The sequence below is a fragment of the Pseudomonas citrullilanati genome (assembly GCF_030580855.1).
GTDB classification, from domain to species: Bacteria; Pseudomonadota; Gammaproteobacteria; order Pseudomonadales; family Pseudomonadaceae; genus Aquipseudomonas; species Aquipseudomonas citrulli.
In genome coordinates this window covers 1-19,945 of the sequence record NZ_JAUQOP010000029.1, presented here as the reverse complement: position 1 = coordinate 19,945, position 19,945 = coordinate 1, and the positions used below count along the sequence as shown (strand labels likewise).

The following is a 19,945-nucleotide window of genomic DNA, read 5'->3' as shown; positions in this document are numbered from 1 at the left end:
GATGTATTTGTTCCGTCTTGCCATGGCCAGCCTGGCGAACCGCCGCTTCACCGCGATCCTCACCGCCTTCGCCATCGCCCTGTCCGTTTGTCTGCTGCTGGCGGTGGAGCGGGTGCGCACCGAGGCGCGGGCCAGTTTTGCCAGCACCATCAGCGGCACCGACCTGATCGTCGGCGCCCGTTCCGGCTCGGTGAACCTGTTGCTGTACTCGGTGTTTCGCATCGGCAACGCCACCAACAACATCCGCTGGGACAGCTTCGAACACTTCGCCAACAACCCGAAGGTGAAGTGGGCGATCCCCATGTCCCTCGGCGACTCCCATCGCGGCTACCGGGTGATGGGCACCACCGAGGCCTACTTCGAGCATTACCAGTACGGCCGCCAGCAACACCTGGAACTGGCCGATGGTCGTCCCTTCGCCACGGATCCTTTCGAAGTGGTGCTCGGCGCCGAAGTGGCCGAGGCGCTGCACTACGCCCTCGGTGACAAACTGGTGCTGGCCCACGGCGTCGCCGCGATCAGCCTGGTCAAGCATGACGACAAGCCCTTCACCGTGGTGGGCATCCTCAAGCGCACCGGCACCCCGGTGGACCGCACGCTGCACATCAGCCTCGGCGGCATGGAGGCCATCCACATCGACTGGAAGAACGGCGCGCCGGCCCAGGGCAACGGCCGCATCAGCGCCGACCAGGCGCGCAACATGGACCTTACACCGCAAGCCATCACCGCGTTCATGCTCGGCCTCAACAGCAAGATCTCCACCTTTGCCTTGCAGCGCGAGATCAATGAGTTCCGTGGCGAGCCCTTGCTGGCGATCCTGCCCGGCGTGGCCCTGCAGGAATTGTGGAGCCTGATGGGCACGGCGGAAAAAGCCTTGTTCGTGATTTCGCTGTTCGTGGTCCTGACCGGGTTGATCGGCATGCTCACGGCGATCCTCACCAGCCTCAACGAGCGGCGCCGGGAGATGGCGATCCTGCGCTCGGTGGGCGCGCGGCCCTGGCACATCGCGAGCCTGCTGGTGCTCGAAGCCTTCGCCCTGGCCCTGGCCGGGGTCGCCGCCGGGCTGGCCCTGCTGTACATCGGCATCGGCGTCGCCCAGGGTTACGTCCAGTCGGCCTATGGCCTGTATCTGCCGTTGGGCTGGCCGAGCGAATATGAATGGACGCTCATGGCTGGCATTCTGGTCGCCGCGCTGCTGATGGGCAGCGTGCCAGCCTGGCGCGCCTATCGCCAATCGCTGGCCGATGGCTTGTCGATCCGTTTATGAGGACCGTGAAGATGCCCCGCGCCCTGTTTGCGCTATTGATGATGGTCGCCCTGCCCCTGTGGGCGGCCGAGCCGAGGGACCTGGCCTGGACCGAAATGATCCCGCCGGGGGCACCGCCGGAAGTGCCGAACATGACCCCGCTGCATGACCTGTCGCAGATGGGCGATGCCCTGTCCGCCGAATCCGCGCCAGCCGCCAAGCAGGACCTGCCCAACGCCCCGGTAGTCAAGGAACTCGATGGCCAGCGGATTCGCCTGCCGGGCTACATCGTGCCGCTGGAAGTCAGCGAGGAAGGCCGCACCACGGACTTCCTGCTGGTGCCGTACTTCGGCGCCTGCATCCACGTGCCGCCCCCGCCGTCCAACCAGATCGTGCACGTGAAAAGCGAAGTCGGGGTGAAACTCGATGAGCTGTACCAGCCGTACTGGGTCGAAGGAGCGATGCAGGTCAAGCCGTCCACCAGCGAACTGGCCGATGCCGGGTATCAAATGGAGGCGGAAAAGATTTATATGTATGAACTGCCGGAGTGAATCCGGCTACCTGGTTGTTGCCTGTCAGATGGCTTTCGCGAGCAAGCCCGCTCCCACACTTTGTCCGTATTCCCTCTGAAGAAACTCGGTCTAGTGTGGGAGCGGGCTTGCTCGCGAAAGGGCCCTATCGGGCTGGCGCATCATCATTTCATTGAGCTGAGTCAAAAGACCCGACCGGAGCGCTTCGTACCATAGGACATCCCTTTTGAAATGTCCTCTGGAGCCCCCATGCACAAGTCCTTGCTCAGCGCGTCCCTCCTCGCCCTCGCGCTCGCCGCCCCGCTCGCCCAGGCCCATACCGCCGGCGACATCATCGTTCGCGCCGGCGCCATCACCGTCAATCCGGATGCCGACACCTCCAGCGTCAAGGTCGACCGGGGCCCGCTGGCCGGAGCCGATCTGGGCGGCAAGGCGACCATGAGCAGCGACACGCAACTGGGCCTGAACTTCGCCTACATGATCACCGATAACCTCGGCATCGAACTGCTCGCCGCCTCGCCGTTCGAGCACGACGTGAAGATCAAGGGCACCGCCCTGGGCGCAGCCAACAACAAGCTCGGCACGCTCAAGCACCTGCCACCGACCCTGAGCCTGGTCTACTACCCGCTCGACGCCAAGTCGGCATTCCAGCCTTACGTCGGCGCCGGCATCAACTACACCTGGATCTATGACGAGCACGTCGGCAGCGAAGCCAGCGCCAACGGCTTCAGCAACTTCCGCGCGAGCAACAGCTGGGGCATGGCCTGGCAAGTGGGCGCCGACTACATGCTCACCGACAACATCATGATCAACGGCCAGGTGCGCTACATCGACATCGACACCACGGCCTACGTCGACAACAACGCCGTGGCCGGCGGGACCCGGGCCAAGGTGAATGTCGACGTGGACCCATGGATCTACATGGTGGGCTTGGGCTACAAGTTCTAAGCCGAACCTGAAGATACGATAATCCCTGTGGGAGCGAGCTTGCTCGCGATGACGGTGGCTCAGTCAATAATGATGTTGACTGACCTACCGCTATCGCGAGCAAGCTCGCTCCCACAGGTTTTTGGTGGCTGGAAACTCAGCGGCCCAGCAACCGCGCCAGCCCCACGTTCATAGGGGTTTGCGGTGGGAAGCTGAAGCGCTGCAACAACCGCTGGTTGTCGGCCCGCGAATGGCGGATGTCACCAGAGCGCGCCGGGCCATAGCTGACCGGCGGCAGGTCGCCGACCACCGCTGCCAGCGCCTGGAGCAATTGATTGAGGGTCGTCGCCTGGTTCCAGCCGACGTTCACAGCGCCCACCGCCACGTCCGGTTTCTCGATGGCTTGCACCAGCAAGTCCACCAGGTCTTCGACGTAGACGAAATCCCGGGTCTGCTCGCCGTCGCCGAACACGGTGATCGGCAGGCCTTTCTGCGCCCGTTCGCTGAAAATGCTGATGACCCCGGAATACGGCGAGGACGGATCCTGGCGCGGGCCATAGATGTTGAAGAAACGGAACACCACCGGCTCCAGCGCGTGCTGGCGGCGGTAGAAATCGAAGTAGAACTCGCTGGCCAGCTTGTCCGAGGCGTACGGGGTCAATGGGGCCTTGGGCGTGTCCTCGTCGATGGACTGGCCTTCGCCGTTGTTGCCGTAGACCGCGGCGCTGGAGGCGAACAGCACCCGCTTCACCCCGGCCTGGCGCATGGCTTCGCAGACATTCAGGGTGCCGATGAAGTTGCTCTGGTGCGTGCGCACCGGGTCGTCCACCGAGGCTTGCACCGACGCCACCGCGGCCAGGTGCGCCACGGCGCTGCAACCGAGCATCGCCCGGGCCACCAGGGCGGCATCGGCGACGTCGCCTTCGATCAATTCGACTGCCGGGTTATCCAGCGGCAGGTTGCTGCGCTTGCCGGTGGACAGGTCATCGAGGATGCGCACCGAATGTCCCTTGGCGAGCAAGGCGTCGGTCAGGTGCGAACCAATGAAACCCGCACCGCCGGTGATTAATACAGGGCCGTCAGCCATGGCGATAGAACCTATCCAGTAAGCCCGGGAGGGCCGCGCGCCAGGCGCGGGGCTTGATCCCGAAGGTGTGCAGAATTTTCTTGCAGGCCAGCACCGCGTGTTGCGGTTCCTCCGCGGCGTCCGGGCGCGCGGCGTGGGCCTGGGCCGTGGGCGACTCGATCGCCAGCGGATGCAGGGCCCGGGCTTCGGTCAGGATCGCCTGGCCCAGCGCCAGCGGCGTGGTCGCCTCATGCCCGGCGTAATGATAGGTGCCCCACAGCGGCGCTGCGCAATCGAGTTGCTTGAGCACCGAAATGATCACCCGCGCCGCATCGTCCACCGGCGTCGGATTGCCTCGACGGTCGTCGGCCAGCAGCAGTTCCTCGGGCTGTTCGGCCCGGGCCAGGAAACGGCCGAGGATGCCGTCGGCGCTGTCATCGAGCAGCCAGCCGAAACGCAGCAGCACGTGTTGCGGGCACGTGGCGCGCACGCTTTGCTCGATCCGCCACAATGCCTGGCCGCGCAGGCCCAGAGGCACCGGCTCGTCCTTTTCGCTGTAGGCCGTCGCGCGCGAACCGTCGAACACCCGATAGCTCGACGGTTGCAGCAAGATGATGTTGTGGTGCTGGCACAGCTCGGCCAGGCGCTCGACGGCGCGTTCCTGGCTGGCCAGGCGCTGCTCGCTGACGGCCTCGGCCTGGAACCAGTCGAAGTAGTACGCCAGGTTGATCAAGGCGTCCGGCCGGGTGTCGTCGAGCAGTTGTGTCAGGCTCGCGGCATCCCATCCGTCTTCAGGTGGGCGGGGGGCAAGAAAACCGATGTCTTCTTCTGCACCGAGGCGAATCAGCGCCTGCCCAAGGGCATTTCCGCCGCCCAGTAACATAAGGCGCATTCGCATAAAGTCAGCAGGCCCAGTCTGTTGGCACAAGAATTTGGTCGACAACGCCCGCAGGCGTCGCCGGAATCGTTGCATTTTGCGGGTTTAGTGCGCAACCGTCATCCGTAAAGTGCAGATCGCCGGGTTTGACAAGCTTTCAAGGCCGGTCGCCGACTTGTGGCGAGGGGATTTATCCCCGCTGGGCTGCGCAGCAGCCCCCTCAATCGCCGCCTGGGTGAGTCAGATCCAGTTCATTTGCCTTTTTTGGGGCTGCTGCGCAGCCCAACGGGGATAAATCCCCTCGCCACAGAGGACAGTGTCGGCTTCAAGTTCTTTGCTTCCACAGAGGATCCCCAGTGCGCATCCGGTCCCTGTGGGAGCGAGCCTGCTCGCGATGACGGCCTGACAAGCAATGAAGATCCCAAGCGGTACTTGCACCTCCCCCGCCCCACCCGCCTAAACTGCCCACATGAATCTGCCCCTCGCAGCCGACCACGCCATGGCGGGCTTCCACCCTGCCGTCCGCGCCTGGTTCAGCCAGACATTCCCGGCGGTCACGGCCGCCCAGGCCCAGGCGTGGCCGTTGATCAGCCAGCGCCGCTCGACCCTGGTGGCCGCGCCCACCGGCTCGGGCAAGACCCTGACGGCGTTTCTCGCGGTGCTTGACGACCTGGTGCACCGCGGCCTCGAACAGGGCGGCTTGCCGGACCAGACCCTGGTGGTCTATGTCTCGCCACTCAAGGCATTGAGCAACGACATCCAGATCAACCTGCAGAATCCCCTGGCCGGCATCACCGAGCAACTGCACCAGATGGGCCTGCCGCGCCTGCAAATCACCACCGCCGTGCGCACTGGCGACACGCCGCAGAAAGAACGCACGGCGATGCGCAAGACCGCGCCGCATATCCTGGTGACCACCCCCGAATCCCTCTACGTGCTGCTCGGTTCCGACTCCGGCCGGCAGATGCTCGGCAGCACGCGCACGGTCATCGTCGACGAGATCCACGCCATCGCCGCCAGCAAGCGCGGCAGCCACCTGGCCCTGAGCCTGGAACGCCTGCAAGCCCTGTGCGCCGAGCCGCTGGTGCGCATCGGCCTGTCCGCCACGCAAAAACCCATCGAGGCGGTGTCGCGTTTTCTCGTGGGCCACGGGCGCCACTGCGACATCGTCGACATCGGCCACGCCCGCCCCCGGGACCTGGACATCGAGGTGCCGCCGGTGCCGCTCTCGGCAGTGATGGCCAACGACGTCTGGGAGCTGGTCTACAACCGCCTCGCCGAACTGGCGCGGGAACACCGCACCACCCTGGTGTTCGTCAACACCCGTCGCCTGGCCGAACGCCTGAGCCGGCATTTGAGCGAGCGCCTGGGCAAGGACGCCGTGGCGGCCCACCACGGCAGCCTGGCCAAGGAGTTCCGCCTCGACGCCGAGCAACGCCTCAAGCGCGGCGAATTGCAGGTGTTGATCGCCACCGCGTCCCTGGAACTGGGCATCGACATCGGCGACGTCGACCTGGTGTGCCAGATCGCCTCGCCCCGGTCGATCTCGGCGTTCCTGCAACGGGTCGGCCGCTCCGGGCACCACGTCGGCGGCACGCCCAAGGGTCGCCTGTTCGCCACCACCCGCGACGACCTCATCGAGTGCGTCGCCCTGCTCGACTGCGTGCGCCGCGGTGAACTGGACATCCTGCACATCCCCCAGGCGCCGCTGGACGTGCTGGCCCAGCAGATCGTCGCCGAGGTCAGTTGCCAGGAATGGCCGGAACAGGCGCTGCTGGACACGTTTCGCCGCGCCTCGCCCTACGCGGCGCTGGACGATGGCCACTACCAGGCCCTGCTGCAAATGCTCGCCGAAGGCCTCAATGGCCGCCAGGGCGTGCGCAGCGCCTACCTGCACCGCGACGCCGTCACGCGGACCCTGCGCGGGCGCCGGGGCAGCAAACTGACCGCCGTGACCAGCGGCGGCACCATCCCCGACAACGCCGACTACAGCGTCCTGCTCGAACCCCAGGGCCTGAACATCGGCAGCGTCAACGAAGACTTCGCGGCGGAGAGCATCGCTGGCGATGTGTTCCAGCTGGGCAATACCTCGTACCGCATCATTCGCGTCGAGGCCGGTCGGGTGCGAGTCGAGGACGCCCAGGGCCAGCCGCCGACCATTCCGTTCTGGCTCGGCGAAGCGCCGGGGCGCAGCGCTGAACTGTCCCTGGCCGTGGCGCGCCTGCAAGCGCGGCTGGATGAATTGCTCGGCGCCACGCCGGGCAACCTGCAACCGGCCCTCGACTGGCTCACCGGCACCTTGCAACTGAACCTGGCCAGCGCCGAGCAACTGCTGGACTACCTGGCCCCGGCCCGGCTGGCCTTCGGCGCGTTGCCGTCCCAGGACACGCTGTTGATGGAACGCTTCTTCGACGAGTCCGGCGGCACGCAGTTGATCATCCACACGCCGTTCGGCAGCCGCATCAACCGCGCCTGGGGCCTGGCCCTGCGCAAGCGCTTCTGCCGCACGTTCAATTTCGAGTTGCAGGCCGCCGCCAGCGAAGACGCCATCGTGCTGTCGCTGTCCACCAGCCACAGCTTCGAGCTGGACGAGGTCTGGCGCTACCTCAACAGCCACAGTGCCGAGCAGATCCTCGTCCAGGCCGTCCTGGACGCGCCGCTGTTCGGCGTGCGCTGGCGCTGGAACGCCGGCGTGGCCCTGGCCTTGCCGCGCTACACCGGCGGGCGGAAAGTCGCGCCGCAGATCCAGCGGATGAAAAGCGAGGACCTGATCGCCAGCGTGTTCCCCGACCAGATCGCCTGCCTGGAGAATCTCGCCGGCGAACGGGAAATCCCCCAGCACCCGCTGGTGGAGCAGACCCTCGACGATTGCCTGCACGAAGCCATGGACAGCGAAGGCTGGCTAACGCTGTTGCGGCGCATGGAAGCCGGCGCGGTGCGGCTGATCAGCCGGGACCTGCCCGCGCCGTCGCCCCTGGCGGCGGAAATCCTCAGCGCCCGGCCCTACACCTTCCTCGACGATGCGCCGCTGGAAGAACGCCGCACCCAGGCCGTGATCAACCGGCGCTGGAGCGACCCTAACGCCACCGATGACCTCGGCGCACTGGACGCCGAGGCCATCCAGTCGGTGCGCGAAGAGGCCTGGCCGACCCCGACCCATCTCGATGAGATGCACGAAGCGCTAATGAGCCTGGCCGCCATCGCCGACAGCGAAGCCCGCGCCCACCCGACCTGGCTGGATTGGTTGCAGACCCTGGCCGAACGCGGGCGCGCCAGCCATGTACAGATCAGCGCCGAACGTGGCCTGTGGGTGGCGCTGGAACGGCTGACCTGCCTGCAAGCGGTTTATCCACAGGCCCGCTGGCAACCACCGCTCACCCCCGTGGCCGGCTTCGACGAAAGCTGGGCCCCCGACGACGCCGTGGTGGAGGTGCTCCGCGCCCGGCTCAGCGCCTTCGGCCCGCTGCCGCTGACGGCCATCGCCTACCCACTGGGACTGTCGACGTCCCAGGCCACCCAGGCCCTGGCGCACCTGGAACAGCAAGGCTACGTACTGCGCGGTCGGTTCACGCCGGGGACCGGCCAGGAAGAATGGTGCGAACGGCATCTGCTGGCGCGTATCCATCGCTACACGGTCAAACGCCTGCGCCGGGAAATCGAACCGGTCATGCTGCAAGACTTCATGCGCTTCCTGTTCGACTGGCAACACTTGTCGCCGACGACCCAAGGCCGGGGCGGCGCGGTGCTGCCGTCCATCGTCAGCCAGTTCGAAGGCTACCCCGCGGCCGCATCGGCCTGGGACAGCGACCTGTTGCCCGCGCGGATCAAGGATTATTCGCCGAGCTGGCTCGATGATTTGTGCCGCAGCGGCAAGCTGGTCTGGACCCGCTTGAGTGCGCGGCAAAAGCTCTCGGCCAGCGCCTTGCGCAGCACGCCGGTGGTGTTGCTGCCACGCAGCCAGGTGGCGTTATGGAGCAGCCTGGCCGAGCAGACGCCCTTCAGCGAGCTGTCGCCCAAGACGCAAAAGGTCCACCAGGCCCTCAGCGATCACGGCGCCCTGTTTTTCGATGAGTTGCTGCACGAGGCTCATCTGTTGCGCACCGAACTGGAAACGGCCTTGCAGGAACTGGTGGGCGCCGGGCTGGTGAATGCCGACAGTTTCGCCGGCTTGCGCGCGTTGATCACCCCCGCCAGCAAGCGCCAGGCTCGCAGCAGCCGGCGCGGGCGTGGGGCGTTTGTCGGCGGCATGGACGATGCCGGTCGCTGGGCCCTGTTGCGCCGCAGCCAGCCAGCGCCCACACAAGGCAACCGCCCCGCACCGACACCGCCCGAGACCCTGGAACACATCGCCATGACCCTGCTGCGGCGCTACGGCGTGGTGTTCTGGCGTTTGCTGGAGCGGGAAGCCGACTGGCTGCCGAGCTGGCGCGAGTTGCTGCGCACCTTTCATCGCCTGGAAGCGCGGGGGGATATCCGTGGCGGACGGTTCGTCAGCGGCCTGGCCGGCGAACAATTCGCCCTGCCCGAAGCCATCCCGCTGCTGCGCGAAGCCCGCCGCCGCCCCGGCGACGGCAGCCTGGTGGCGGTGTGCGGCGTCGACCCGCTGAACCTCGCCGGTACCTTGCTGCCGGGGGCGAAGGTCCCGGCGCTGGCGAGCAATCGGTTGGTGTATCGCGATGGGTTGCCGGTGGCGGCGCTGATTGCTGGCAAGCAGCATCTGTGGGTGGAGTTGGATGGGCAGGGGGCGGCGGAAGTGAAGAGCAAACTTATTCAGAGAAGTTGAGGGTGTCTGGGCTTGCCTCTTCGCGAGCAAGCCCGCTCCCACAGTCGACCACATTGCTTCTGAAGGAATTCGATCAAAGGTGGGAGCGGGCTTGCTCGCGAAAGGGCCATCAGCCCCTAACGCAAAATCTCATTGACTATTGAGGCTGCCCCGGCACCTCCTCCCCCTCTTTCACCTCCGCCACCAACCGCTTCGGCAACATCACCTGCTGTGGATAAGTCTGGGCGAAATGCACCGCCGGATCGTTATCCACAAGCTTCTTCAAGCGCTGGTTGAACGCCCGGCTCACCGCGTACTGCCCACCGGACACCGTGCGGAACTGGGCGGTGAGGACCACGCCGTTGAGGTCCATCCGGTCGACGCCGAACACGTCCAGCGGCCCTTGCAGGTTGAACTTGAGGAACGGGTCTTCAGAGATCGAGCGGCCGGCTTCGCGAATCAGCTCGATGGCCTGGTCGACGTCGGTGTCGTAGGTGAACTGCACGGAGAAGAACGCGAAGGCGAATTGCCGCGATTGATTGGTCACGGCCTTGATCTGGCCGAACGGCACCGAATGCACGAAGCCCTTGCCGTCGCGCAGGCGCAGCGTGCGGATGGTCAGGCCCTCGACGGTGCCGGCGTGTCCGGAGTCGAGCACCACCCAGTCGCCGATGGACAGCGTGTCCTCGATGATGATGAACAGCCCGGTGATGACGTCCTGCACCAATTGCTGTGAACCGAAGCCGATCGCCAGCCCCACCACCCCGGCACCGGCCAGCAACGGGGCGACATTGATGCCCAGGTTGGCCATGGTGGTGATCGCGCAGATCACCACCAGGATGATTTTCGCCGCGTTGCGCAACAGCGGCAGGATGGTCTTGATCCGCGTGCTGGGCTGGCGGGCGCCGCGCTTGTTCAAGGGTGGCTTGAGGGCTTCCTGGATCGCCGTATCGAGCACCACCCACATCAGCCAGGTCACCAGGAAGATCAGGCCGATGCGGCTCAACGAATCGCTGATCGCCCGCCCCACGGCATTGCGCGAGGCGAACTCGAACAGCGAGATCCCCCAGATCCGCCCGAGGACTTCAATGAACACCACCGCCAGGACAATCCGCAGCAACGCATGCAGCAGGCTCAGCAGCCGGCCCTTGTAGGCGCTGTTGCGCTGGATGGCCTCGGCCTTGGGCGACTTGAAGACGTGCTGGAACACCGTGCTGAGAAACACCGTGGCAATCAGCAGGATCGTGGTGAACAACGCGCAGCGCAGGGCTTTCTGGTTGTCCTCGCCGACGCCGATCAGGCTCACCGCCGACACCAGCACCATCAGCAGGATCGGCCAGTACCAGAGCCCGGAAAAAATCCGCAGCGACTCCTGCAAGGCCGGTTGCTTCAAGCGCTGGGCCAGCGATCGGTTGCGGATCAAGTGCGCCACCGGGCGCCGCAGGCGAATCACCAGCCAGCCAAAGATCATCGACGCCAGCAAGCCGGTGAACACCGCGACGCTGCTGGTGATGTTGCCACCCAGTTGCCGGGCGATCTGCGGGCTGGTCAGGGCATCGCTGAGGGCCGCGAGAAAGCCGATCATGAACAGCGGCCTGGGGCTCACCTGTCGGATGATCGCCACCGCCCGGCGTTTGTGGCCGGCGTTGAACATCACGATCACGCACAGCAGCACCGACGTGGAGAAAATCCCGCTGCTGGTGGCATAGGCGAAGCACAGGGCCAGGGCACGACCGACCGACACCTGCAGGAAATGGCTGACGTACAAGGTCAATGGCAGGCAGGCCAAGGCCGGGAGGGTGTAGGGCAACGCGTAGCCGAGCACATCGCGCAGCCGCTGGCGGGTGCGCAACCAGCGGCCCTGGCCCAGACGCCGCACCAGCAACCGCGCGCCCGACCAGAGCAAGGCAAACGCGCCGATCCAGACCCCGGACAGCAACAGGAAATCCCCCGTCACCCGCCAGGATGAACGGGCCGTCTGGTCCACCAGCCGATCCACCTCGTCCGCCGCCCGATCCGCCCGCAGGCGCCAGGCATCCACCAGGTTCTGGTTGAGGTCGAGCTTGTCCTGGACGTCATCGATGCTCGAACTGATGGCACCGAGCAGGCCGCCCTGCACCAGCGGCTCGGGTTCGGCAGGGGCTTCACTGGGCGCCGACGTGCCAGGCACGGCGGCTGCGGCCAGGGCGAGATTGCCGGTCAACGTCAGCAGGACCAGCAGCAAGGCAGTGCTCAATCGAGACAAAACGCAGGGCTCCTTCGTAGGGTTCGGTAAGGAACTGATCAATAACGGGCGGGCAAGTTCGCTTGGAAGATCAATACATCCCCTGTGGCGAGGGGATTTATCCCCGCTGGGCTGCGCAGCGGCCCCCAACAAGCACGTCAGGTGAATCTGATCCACCAAGGTGACGGTTCAGGGACTGCTTCGCAGTCCAGCGGGGATAAATCCCCTCGCCACAGGACTTCACCGTCGGTAAGCCCATCGAAACTTTCCAGGCCGCACAACAGTCATCACAAAACAGAGGCGGTACGAGGTCACGGGCACGGGAGGACACATGACGGCGATCCACATTGGTATTTCCGGTTGGCGCTACACGCCCTGGCGGGGGGATTTCTACCCCAAGGGGCTGACTCAGAAGCGGGAACTGCAATTCGCCTCGCGCGCGGTCAACAGCATCGAAATCAATGGATCGTTCTACGCCCTGCAACGCCCCGAGCGGTATGCCCAGTGGTATGCCGAGACGCCGTCCGGCTTCGTGTTCAGCGTCAAGGCGCCGCGCTTCATCACCCACATCAAGCGCCTGCGCGATGTGCACAAGCCGCTGGCCAACTTCATGGCCTCCGGTGTGCTGGAGCTCAAGGAGAAGCTCGGCCCGATCCTCTGGCAGTTTCCGCCGAGCTTCAAATTCGACCCCGAGTTGTTCGAAGACTTCCTCAAGCAACTGCCCCACGACACCCAAGGCGCGGCGGCCCTCGCCCGCGAGCACGAACCGCGCCTGGACGGCCACGCCAGCACCACCGTGGACAAGAAACGACCGTTGCGCCACGCCGTCGAGATTCGCCACGAGAGCTTTATCGACGAGCGATTCATCACCTTGCTCAGGCGCTATGACATCGCCCTGGTGATCGCCGACACCGCCGGCAAATGGCCCTATCGCGAAGACGTCACCAGCGACTTCGTCTACCTGCGCCTGCACGGCGCCGAAGAGCTGTACGCCAGTGGCTACACCGACGCGGCGTTGAAACGCTGGGGCGACCGGATCGAAGCCTGGAGCCACGGCACGCAGCCGGACGACGCCCACCTGATCGATCCGCAGAAGAAACCCCGGGCCCGCAAGAGCCGCGAGGTGTTCTGCTATTTCGACAATGACATCAAGGTCCGTGCGCCCTACGACGCCCGCCACCTGCTGGAGCGCTTCGACCTGGACAAAGACCTGGCCGTCGCGCCCGGCGTAATGCCGGACGAGGGGGTGTTGCCATGAACATTCCCGAATCCGGCGAAGCGACCCGCGACCCGACCCGGGACACCCGCCGGGACCTGGTCCCCACCCACCGCTTCACTGTGCTCACGGTCAACACCCATAAAGGCTTCACGGCCCTGAACCGGCGCTTCATCTTGCCGGAGTTGCGCGAAGCGGTGCGCAGCGTGTCCGCCGACGTGGTGTTCCTGCAGGAAGTCCACGGCACCCACGAACACCATCCCCAGCGTTTCGCCAACTGGCCGAGCATGCCCCAGTACGAATTCCTCGCCGACAGCCTCTGGCCGCAGTTCGCCTATGGGCGCAACGCGGTGTACCCGGCGGGCGACCACGGCAACGCGCTGCTGTCGAAATTCCAGATCGTGCGCCACGAAAACCTGGACGTGTCCATCAGCGGCCATGAAAACCGCGGCATGCTCCACAGCGTGCTGCGCCTGCCCGGCGGCGACGGTCCGCAGATCCATGCCATCTGCGTGCACCTGGGGTTGCGCGAAAGCCATCGGGTCGAGCAGTTGAAGCTGCTGTGCCAACGCTTGGGCGAACTGCCGTCCGACGCCCCGGTCATCGTCGCCGGCGACTTCAACGACTGGCGCGGCAAGGCCAGTGACCTGCTCGAACCCAGCGGCCTGCGCGAAGTGTTCACCGAACAGTGGGGCAAGCCGGCCCGCAGCTTCCCGGCGCGCCTGCCGCTGCTGCGCCTGGACCGCATCTACGTGCGCAACCTCAAGGCCCGTCACGCCCAGGTGCTGAATGTCAGGCCCTGGTCACACCTTTCAGACCACGCACCGTTGTCGGTGGAGATCGAACTATGAGCGCGACGATGAACAAGGCGACGGTGGAACAGATCGACGCCCCGCCCAGCGAGCGCAACCCGGCGCTGGTGGACGTCGAATACGGCTGGCATGGCAATAACCGCGTGACGTTGCTGGAGAACGGCGAGGCGTATTTCCCAAGGGTGTTCGAGGCCATTCGCCGGGCCGAGAAGGAAATCCTCATCGAGACCTTCATCCTGTTCGAGGACAAGGTCGGCAACGAATTGCGCGACGTGCTGGTGGAGGCCGCCCAGCGCGGCGTGCGCGTGACCCTCAGCCTGGACGGCTTCGGCTGCGGCGAGTTGACGCCCGACTTCCTCGCGTCGTTGAGCGATGCCGGCGTGCGCCTGCAAATGTTCGACCCCGCGCCCCTTCACCTGGGCATCCGCACCAACTGGTTCCGCCGCCTGCACCGCAAGGTGGTGGTGATCGACGGGGTGATCGCGTTCATCGGCGGGATCAACTTTTCCGCCGACCACCTGGGGGATTTCGGCCCCGAGGCCAAGCAGGATTATTCGGTGGAAATCAAAGGCCCGGCGGTGGTCGACATCCATCACTTCGCCTTGATGCAGAGCGGACGTCCGGCCCGGGCCAAATACTGGTGGCAACGGCGCCGCAGCCGACGCAACGAGTTGGCCTTCAGCGATCATGACGGCCAGGTACGGTTGGTCTATCGCGATAACCACGAGCACCAGACCGACATCGAAGAGGTCTACCTGCAAGTGTTGCGCAGCGCCAAGCGCCGCGTGGTGATCGCCAATGCCTACTTCTTCCCCGGCTACCGATTGTTGCGCGAGATACGCAATGCCGCACGGCGGGGTGTGGACGTGCGGCTGATCCTGCAGGGCCAGCCGGACATGATGATCGCCAAGCTCGCGGCGCGGATGCTCTACAGCTACCTGCTCAAGGCCGGCGTGGAGATCTACGAATATTGCGAAAGACCGCTGCACGGCAAGGTTGCGCTGGTGGATGAGGATTGGAGCACCGTGGGTTCGAGCAATCTCGACCCCTTGAGCCTGTCGCTGAACCTGGAAGCCAATGTGCTGATTCGCGACCGGGCCTTCAACCGCGAGCTGTACGAGCGCCTCGACTACCTGGGCCGCAACCACTGCACCGTCATGCCCAAGGACCACGCCCCGCGAGGCCTGCTGTGGCGCATGACCATCGGGTTCATGGTGTTCCACTTCCTGCGCCATTTTCCGTCCTGGGCCGGCTGGTTGCCGGCCCATAAACCCCGCCTGAAACCTTTCTCGCCGCCGACGGCGGTTCGGAGCGAACCCCATGAACCACTCTGAGGCGCACACCGCGCCACCTGCCGCCCAGGCCCGCGACGAGTACACGCCCAAGTCGCGCTGGAGCCGCTGGAAACGGCCACTGACCCTGGCGTTCTTCCTGCTGCTGATCGTATTGTTCACCGCCCTGGCCCGGCGCATCGACTGGTCCGAAGTGTTCGACACCCTGGCCGACTTCAAGGTGCGGACACTGATCATCGCCGCCGCGCTGACCATCACCAGCTTCATCACCTACGCCTGCTTCGACCTGATCGGTCGCACCTACATCCGCCAGAAACTCGGTTGGCGGCAGATTCTGCCGGTGGGGGTGATCAGCTACGCCTTCAACCTCAACCTCAGTGCCTGGGTCGGCGGCATCGCCATGCGCTACCGGCTGTATTCGCGGCTGGGGGTCAGCACGGGCAACATCGCCAAGATCCTCGGGTTGAGCCTGGCGACGAACTGGTTCGGCTACATGACCCTGGCGGGCGTGGTGTTCAGCAGCGGCCTGGTGACCATGCCGCCGGGCTGGAAGCTGAGCAGCACGGCGTTGCAAGGCGTCGGCGCGCTGTTGCTGCTGGCGAGCGCCGGTTACCTGCTGGCCTGCCGGTTCTCCAAGCGCCGGGCCTGGACGATCCGCGGCATGGAAATCAACCTGCCGTCGCTGCGCATGGCCGTGCTGCAATTGGCGCTGGGGGCATTGAACTGGTCGTTGATGGCGGCGGTGATCTTCACCCTGTTGCCGAGCAAGCTGGATTACCCGGTGGTGCTTGGCGTGCTGCTGATCAGCAGCATCGCCGGGGTCATCACCCACATTCCGGCGGGGTTGGGCGTGCTGGAAGCGGTGTTCATCGCGCTGCTGCAACACGAAGTGTCACGAGGCAGCCTGCTGGCGGGTCTGATTGCCTACCGGGCGATCTATTTCATCCTGCCGTTGTTGATCACGGTGGTGATGTACCTGGTGATCGAGGCGAAGGCCAAGGCGTTGCGGGTCAAGCCGGGGGTCAAGTGATGCCTTCGCGAGCAAGCTCGCTCCCACAGGATTCCTGTCGAAAGGGGCTCCGCTGTGGGAGCGAGCCTGCTCGCGAAAGACCCGCCCGCTCACCTCACCGCTCCTGGATAATACTCAACCGCTCTCCCACCACCATTTCCGTGATCCAGTCCACCAGGATCGAGGTGTAGGCCTGTTGTGACACGGGGTCGCTCAAGGCATGGTCGGCGCCGTCGATGATCCGGTGCGTCAGCGAGTGGGTCTGCTGGCAGGCGGCCCGGTAACTCATGATGGTGGCATGGGGCACGTGGTCGTCGGTCTCGGATTCCACCAGCAGCACGTCGCCGGTGAACTGCGAGCAGGCCTGCAACGCGCGGTTGGTGCTGGCGTGCACCAGGGTACTGCGGTAATCCAGCAGGTCGCTTTTGTCCAGGTCGCGCTTGGGCGTGTGCCATTGCTCGTCGCGGTACAGCGCCGGCACCCGCAGGGCCAGCCAGCGCACCGGTCGCAACGACGTCAGGATCGAGGCCAGGTAACCGCCATAACTGGTGCCCACCACGGCGATCGCCGACGTGTCCAGGGCCGGGTGCGCCAGCAGACGATCGTAGGCGGCGAGCAAATCCCGCAGGTTGTCTTCCCGGGTGACCCGGGACAGGGGAATCCCCGCCCCGCCGGTATGCCCGCGCAAGTCGAAGGTCAGGCATACGCAGCCCAGGCCGGCGATGCCCTTGGCCCGTTCCAGGTCGCGCTCCTGGCTGCCGCCCCAACCGTGCACGAACAACACGCCGGGGACTTTCGATTTGGGACTGAGGAAGGTCCCGTTCATCCGCTCATCGTCGATTTCGATCTGAATGGTTTCGCTTCTAGCCGTCATAGGATTGAACCGTCACGTATTTGAGAAGGAAGTCGCCATTGTGCGCCGGGCCGCGATACACCTCCCGGGCGCCGGCTGGCAGCGGTTGGTCGAGGTAGGTTTCCACCGAAGACACTTTCACGGCGCTGGTGGCCGGCTCGTTGACGAACACCTCCAGCGCCGCCAGCTCGGCGCTGCTGGCCCCGCCCATGCGCCAGGATTGTTCCAGCACGCCGCCACGGGGCTGGCCGGCGGCGTCGAGGCCCTGGGCGATGTCGTAGTTGCGCCGCGAAGCGAAGAAGTTCGGGTACGCCTGGTTGGCCGCATCGTCGAACACCTGCGCCAGGCGCACCGCTTCGCGTACGTCATCGGGCAGCTCCAGCTTGAGCAACTCGATGTAGCCGCCCTGCGCCACCAGCAAGTCCGAACCGCCGTATACCTCCAGCCCCTGGCTGTCGTGGGTCAGGTGTTGCACACCGCAGTAGCTCAGGACCTTGCCATTGATGAAGCTCTGGCCGACGCTCTGGGTCTTGACCTCGCCCAGGTTCTGCTCCAGCACCACGCCGTCGCGAAACAAGGCCTGGGCCTCGGGGCTGGCGGCGATCTCATCGAACTGCGCCAGGTGCTTGACCACCCGCTGGTCGCGCCCGGCGCAAGCATGGATCGGCTTCAGGCGAATCGGCCCGGTGTACAGCAAATGCTCGGCGGCCGGGCGCGCATCCCGGAGGGAAAACACGGTCACGCCATCCAACACGACACCTCGGGTCAGCTTGGAGAACAACGGCGACCAGCCCTGGGGCGCGACCGCCTCCTTGTTCAACAGACCGTGGGCAATCGCCTTGGTGCAAATGAAATCATGCTCGACAAAGCCGCCCCACAGGTCGTCCGGTCCCTTGACGCCCAAGCGCTGCGCGGCGTCGCTGCCGATCAGGGTTTGCGTAGGCAGCAGGTACAGGTCCTGTCCGCCGGGTTGCTGCGCGTCATGATCGCCGCCGTATTCGACGCCGAGGATCTGCGCCAGCCATTTGGCCAGCGCACGATTGGTCTCGACTTCATGGCGCGGCGCTTGTGGATTGACCGAATAGGCCACTACCCGCTTGTTACGATTGACTGGTGTCATGCGTTGCCCTTTTTCCTGCGCTCGATGGCTTTAGACAAGGGCAGGTGCAGAGATCAGGCCAACGATGGCATCGGCCATGGGGTTCAGCGAAGCGGGCGTATTGCGCGCAACTGATAGCACCGGGCCTGTTTCATTCTGCACGACAGACAGCCAGTACCTCGCAAATTGCACGATGGCCGGCTACAGATAAAGCGCCCTCGCCACGGGCCAATGTCAGCCTTTGGGGGCCCCCGGCGGGCTCACCCCGAACCGCGCCCGATAATCACTCGGCGCCAGGCCGGTGATCTTCCTGAACGTCGATCGAAAAGCCCCCGGATCCTGATAGCCGACGGTCCAGGCGATGTGGTCGATGGTGCCGTTGGTGAATTCGAGCATTTCCCGGGCCTTGCCGACCCGCAGGTGCTGGCAGTATTCGGTGGGCTTGAGCCCGGTCGCGTTGCGAAAGCGGCGCTGGAACGTGCGCTCTTCCAGGCCGGCCTGTTCCGCCATCGCGGCCAGCGAGACGTCCACCGCGCCGCTGCCCTGCAGCCAGTGCTGGACCTTGAGGATCGCCGCGTCGCCATGTCCGAGGATGGGCGCGAAATGGCTGCCGCACTCGCTGGCGCTGTCGCTGTGCTCGATCACCAGGAACTGCGCCGTGCGCGTCGCGATACTCGGGCCCAGCAAGCGGTTCACCAGGCGCAAGCCCAACTCCGACCAGGCCATCAGCCCGGCAGTGGTGATCAGGTCGCCGTCGTCGACGATCGGTTTGTCGGCGTCGAGCTTGATCCTCGGGTAACGCTCGCCAAAGGTCTTGGCCGATGTCCAATGGGTGGTGGCGCTGCGCCCGTCGAGCAAACCGCTTTCGGCCAGCAGGATCGAACCCACGCACACCCCGCCCAGCACCGTGCCGCCGGCATGCTGCGCCCGCAGCCAATCCATCAGCGCCGGGCAGACCAGCCCTTCTTTGAAACCGGCAAGGGAAGGCGGGATCAACAGCGCCGCCAGCTTGCCCGCAACGCCGCTCTCAGTGTCGAACACCCGCTGCGGCATCTCGCCGTCCTGCGTGCGCCAATGGCTCACCCGCAGCCGCGGCAACTGCGCGGCGGACTGTTCGGCCGCGATCCGCTGCGCCACCGCAAACAGATCGGTCAAACCGTGCACCGCCGCCAATTGGGCCCCTGGGTAGATCAGCACCCCCAGCTCGGCGACCGCCCTTTCCTGCGCCATTGTCAGTTTTCCCTCGCTTATTGTCGTTGCGGCCAATCCTCGAACCGGGGGTAAAAGCCAATACTGGCTCAACCGCTCATTGATCAAGGAAACCCCTCATGCCCAAGCAAGCGCTCATCGTAGTCGATATCCAGAACGACTACTTCCCCCAGGGGAAATGGCCATTGGTCGGTGCCGATACCGCCGCCGACAACGCCGCGCGGCTGATCGAAGCCTTCCGCCAGGCCGGGGATCGCGTGGTGCACATCCGCCACGAGTTCACCTCCGAAGACGCGCCCTTCTTCACCCCCGGCTCCGAAGGCGCACAATTGCACCCCAAGGTCCGCAATCACGCCGATGAACCGGCGGTGCTCAAGCACTTCGTCAACGCATTCCGCGACACCGAACTGCAAGCCATCCTCGAACGCGACGGGATCGAGCAACTGGTCATCGTCGGCAGCATGAGCCACATGTGCATCGATGGTGTCGCCCGGGCGGCAGCGGACCTGGGCTATGGCGTCACGGTGATCCACGACGCCTGCGCCACCCTGGACTTGGAATTCAACGGCGTCCTCGTCCCCGCTGCCCAGGTGCACGCGGCGTTCATGGCGGCGTTGGGGTTTGCCTATGCCAGCGTGGTGGGCACCGAGCAGTTCCTGGCAGGCGATCGGCCTTGAACCTGCGGCCATAAAAAAAGGTTCTTCACGGAATCCCGGGAAACACAGAAACAAGAACGCCGATTTGGTTGATGATGTTCGTGCGAGCAAACACATCTAACAAACCGGCGTTCTTATGCGCGATATTAATACTTTCCTTCCTTTTT

The 19,945-nt window shown here is 65.2% G+C and carries 15 protein-coding genes; 9 read left to right on the top strand and 6 right to left on the bottom strand.

Going from position 1 to position 19,945, the window contains the following annotated elements:
* Position 1: 1 nt before the first annotated feature.
* The 3 genes from Q6A48_RS18270 (at position 2) to Q6A48_RS18260 (ending at position 2,724) form a co-directional block, all read left to right on the top strand.
* Entirely contained in the window at positions 2–1,267 is a 1,266-nt protein-coding gene (locus Q6A48_RS18270; RefSeq protein WP_304555603.1) for an ABC transporter permease, read from the top strand.
* Positions 1,268–1,278: 11 nt separating this feature from the next.
* Positions 1,279–1,797, top strand: coding sequence for a DUF3299 domain-containing protein (locus tag Q6A48_RS18265; RefSeq protein ID WP_369811713.1), 519 nt, complete (start codon positions 1,279–1,281; stop codon positions 1,795–1,797).
* Positions 1,798–2,025: 228 nt separating this feature from the next.
* Complete coding sequence (locus Q6A48_RS18260) at positions 2,026–2,724, top strand: OmpW/AlkL family protein (protein ID WP_304555601.1); 699 nt, start codon at positions 2,026–2,028, stop codon at positions 2,722–2,724.
* A gap of 136 nt (positions 2,725–2,860) precedes the next feature.
* On the opposite strand, the gene pgnE is transcribed toward Q6A48_RS18260, so the two are convergent.
* Together pgnE and Q6A48_RS18250 are read right to left on the bottom strand one after the other, a co-directional pair.
* Positions 2,861–3,790 carry a UDP-N-acetylglucosamine epimerase PgnE gene (gene pgnE, locus Q6A48_RS18255; RefSeq protein WP_304555600.1) on the bottom strand — a complete coding sequence of 310 codons (930 nt, stop codon included), beginning with the start codon at positions 3,788–3,790 and terminating at the stop codon, positions 2,861–2,863.
* Positions 3,783–4,667: a sugar nucleotide-binding protein gene (locus Q6A48_RS18250; protein WP_304555599.1), complete on the bottom strand. Its 885-nt coding sequence runs from the start codon at positions 4,665–4,667 to the stop codon at positions 3,783–3,785. Before Q6A48_RS18250 ends, pgnE begins: the two co-directional genes overlap by 8 nt.
* A 448-nt stretch (positions 4,668–5,115) precedes the next feature.
* Between Q6A48_RS18250 and Q6A48_RS18245 the strand changes: the two genes are divergently transcribed.
* Entirely contained in the window at positions 5,116–9,429 is a 4,314-nt protein-coding gene (locus Q6A48_RS18245; RefSeq protein WP_304555597.1) for a DEAD/DEAH box helicase, read from the top strand.
* A gap of 136 nt (positions 9,430–9,565) precedes the next feature.
* On the opposite strand, the gene Q6A48_RS18240 is transcribed toward Q6A48_RS18245, so the two are convergent.
* Complete coding sequence (locus Q6A48_RS18240) at positions 9,566–11,653, bottom strand: mechanosensitive ion channel family protein (protein WP_304555596.1); 2,088 nt, start codon at positions 11,651–11,653, stop codon at positions 9,566–9,568.
* 310 nt (positions 11,654–11,963) lie between these two features.
* Here Q6A48_RS18240 and Q6A48_RS18235 point away from each other — a divergent pair, with 310 nt between their 5' ends.
* Genes Q6A48_RS18235 through Q6A48_RS18220 form a run of 4 tightly spaced genes read left to right on the top strand, consistent with a single transcriptional unit; the run spans position 11,964 to position 15,982 of the window.
* Positions 11,964–12,890, top strand: a complete 927-nt coding sequence (locus tag Q6A48_RS18235; protein WP_304555595.1) for a DUF72 domain-containing protein — start codon at positions 11,964–11,966, stop codon at positions 12,888–12,890.
* Positions 12,887–13,699: an endonuclease/exonuclease/phosphatase family protein gene (locus Q6A48_RS18230; RefSeq protein WP_304555594.1), complete on the top strand. Its 813-nt coding sequence runs from the start codon at positions 12,887–12,889 to the stop codon at positions 13,697–13,699. Before Q6A48_RS18235 ends, Q6A48_RS18230 begins: the two co-directional genes overlap by 4 nt.
* Complete coding sequence (gene clsB / locus Q6A48_RS18225; RefSeq protein WP_304555593.1) at positions 13,696–14,994, top strand: cardiolipin synthase ClsB; 1,299 nt, start codon at positions 13,696–13,698, stop codon at positions 14,992–14,994. The genes Q6A48_RS18230 and clsB overlap by 4 nt, the downstream gene beginning before the upstream one ends.
* Entirely contained in the window at positions 14,981–15,982 is a 1,002-nt protein-coding gene (locus Q6A48_RS18220) for a lysylphosphatidylglycerol synthase domain-containing protein (RefSeq protein WP_304555592.1), read from the top strand. The genes clsB and Q6A48_RS18220 overlap by 14 nt, the downstream gene beginning before the upstream one ends.
* A 94-nt stretch (positions 15,983–16,076) precedes the next feature.
* Here the strand turns inward: Q6A48_RS18220 and Q6A48_RS18215 are convergent, their stop codons facing one another.
* The 3 genes from Q6A48_RS18215 to Q6A48_RS18205 form a co-directional block, all read right to left on the bottom strand.
* A complete protein-coding gene (locus tag Q6A48_RS18215; RefSeq protein ID WP_304555591.1) occupies positions 16,077–16,835 on the bottom strand; it encodes an alpha/beta hydrolase family protein in 759 nt (252 codons plus the stop codon).
* The gene (locus Q6A48_RS18210; protein ID WP_304555590.1) at positions 16,825–17,934 is read right to left on the bottom strand and encodes a DUF3182 family protein; all 1,110 of its coding nucleotides are present in this window, start codon (positions 17,932–17,934) and stop codon (positions 16,825–16,827) included. Before Q6A48_RS18210 ends, Q6A48_RS18215 begins: the two co-directional genes overlap by 11 nt.
* Before the next feature lie 213 nt (positions 17,935–18,147).
* Positions 18,148–19,143: a GlxA family transcriptional regulator gene (locus Q6A48_RS18205; protein WP_304555589.1), complete on the bottom strand. Its 996-nt coding sequence runs from the start codon at positions 19,141–19,143 to the stop codon at positions 18,148–18,150.
* 98 nt (positions 19,144–19,241) lie between these two features.
* On the opposite strand from Q6A48_RS18205, the gene Q6A48_RS18200 reads away from it, so the two are divergent.
* Complete coding sequence (locus tag Q6A48_RS18200) at positions 19,242–19,799, top strand: cysteine hydrolase family protein (protein ID WP_304555588.1); 558 nt, start codon at positions 19,242–19,244, stop codon at positions 19,797–19,799.
* The last annotated feature ends 146 nt before the right edge of the window (positions 19,800–19,945 follow it).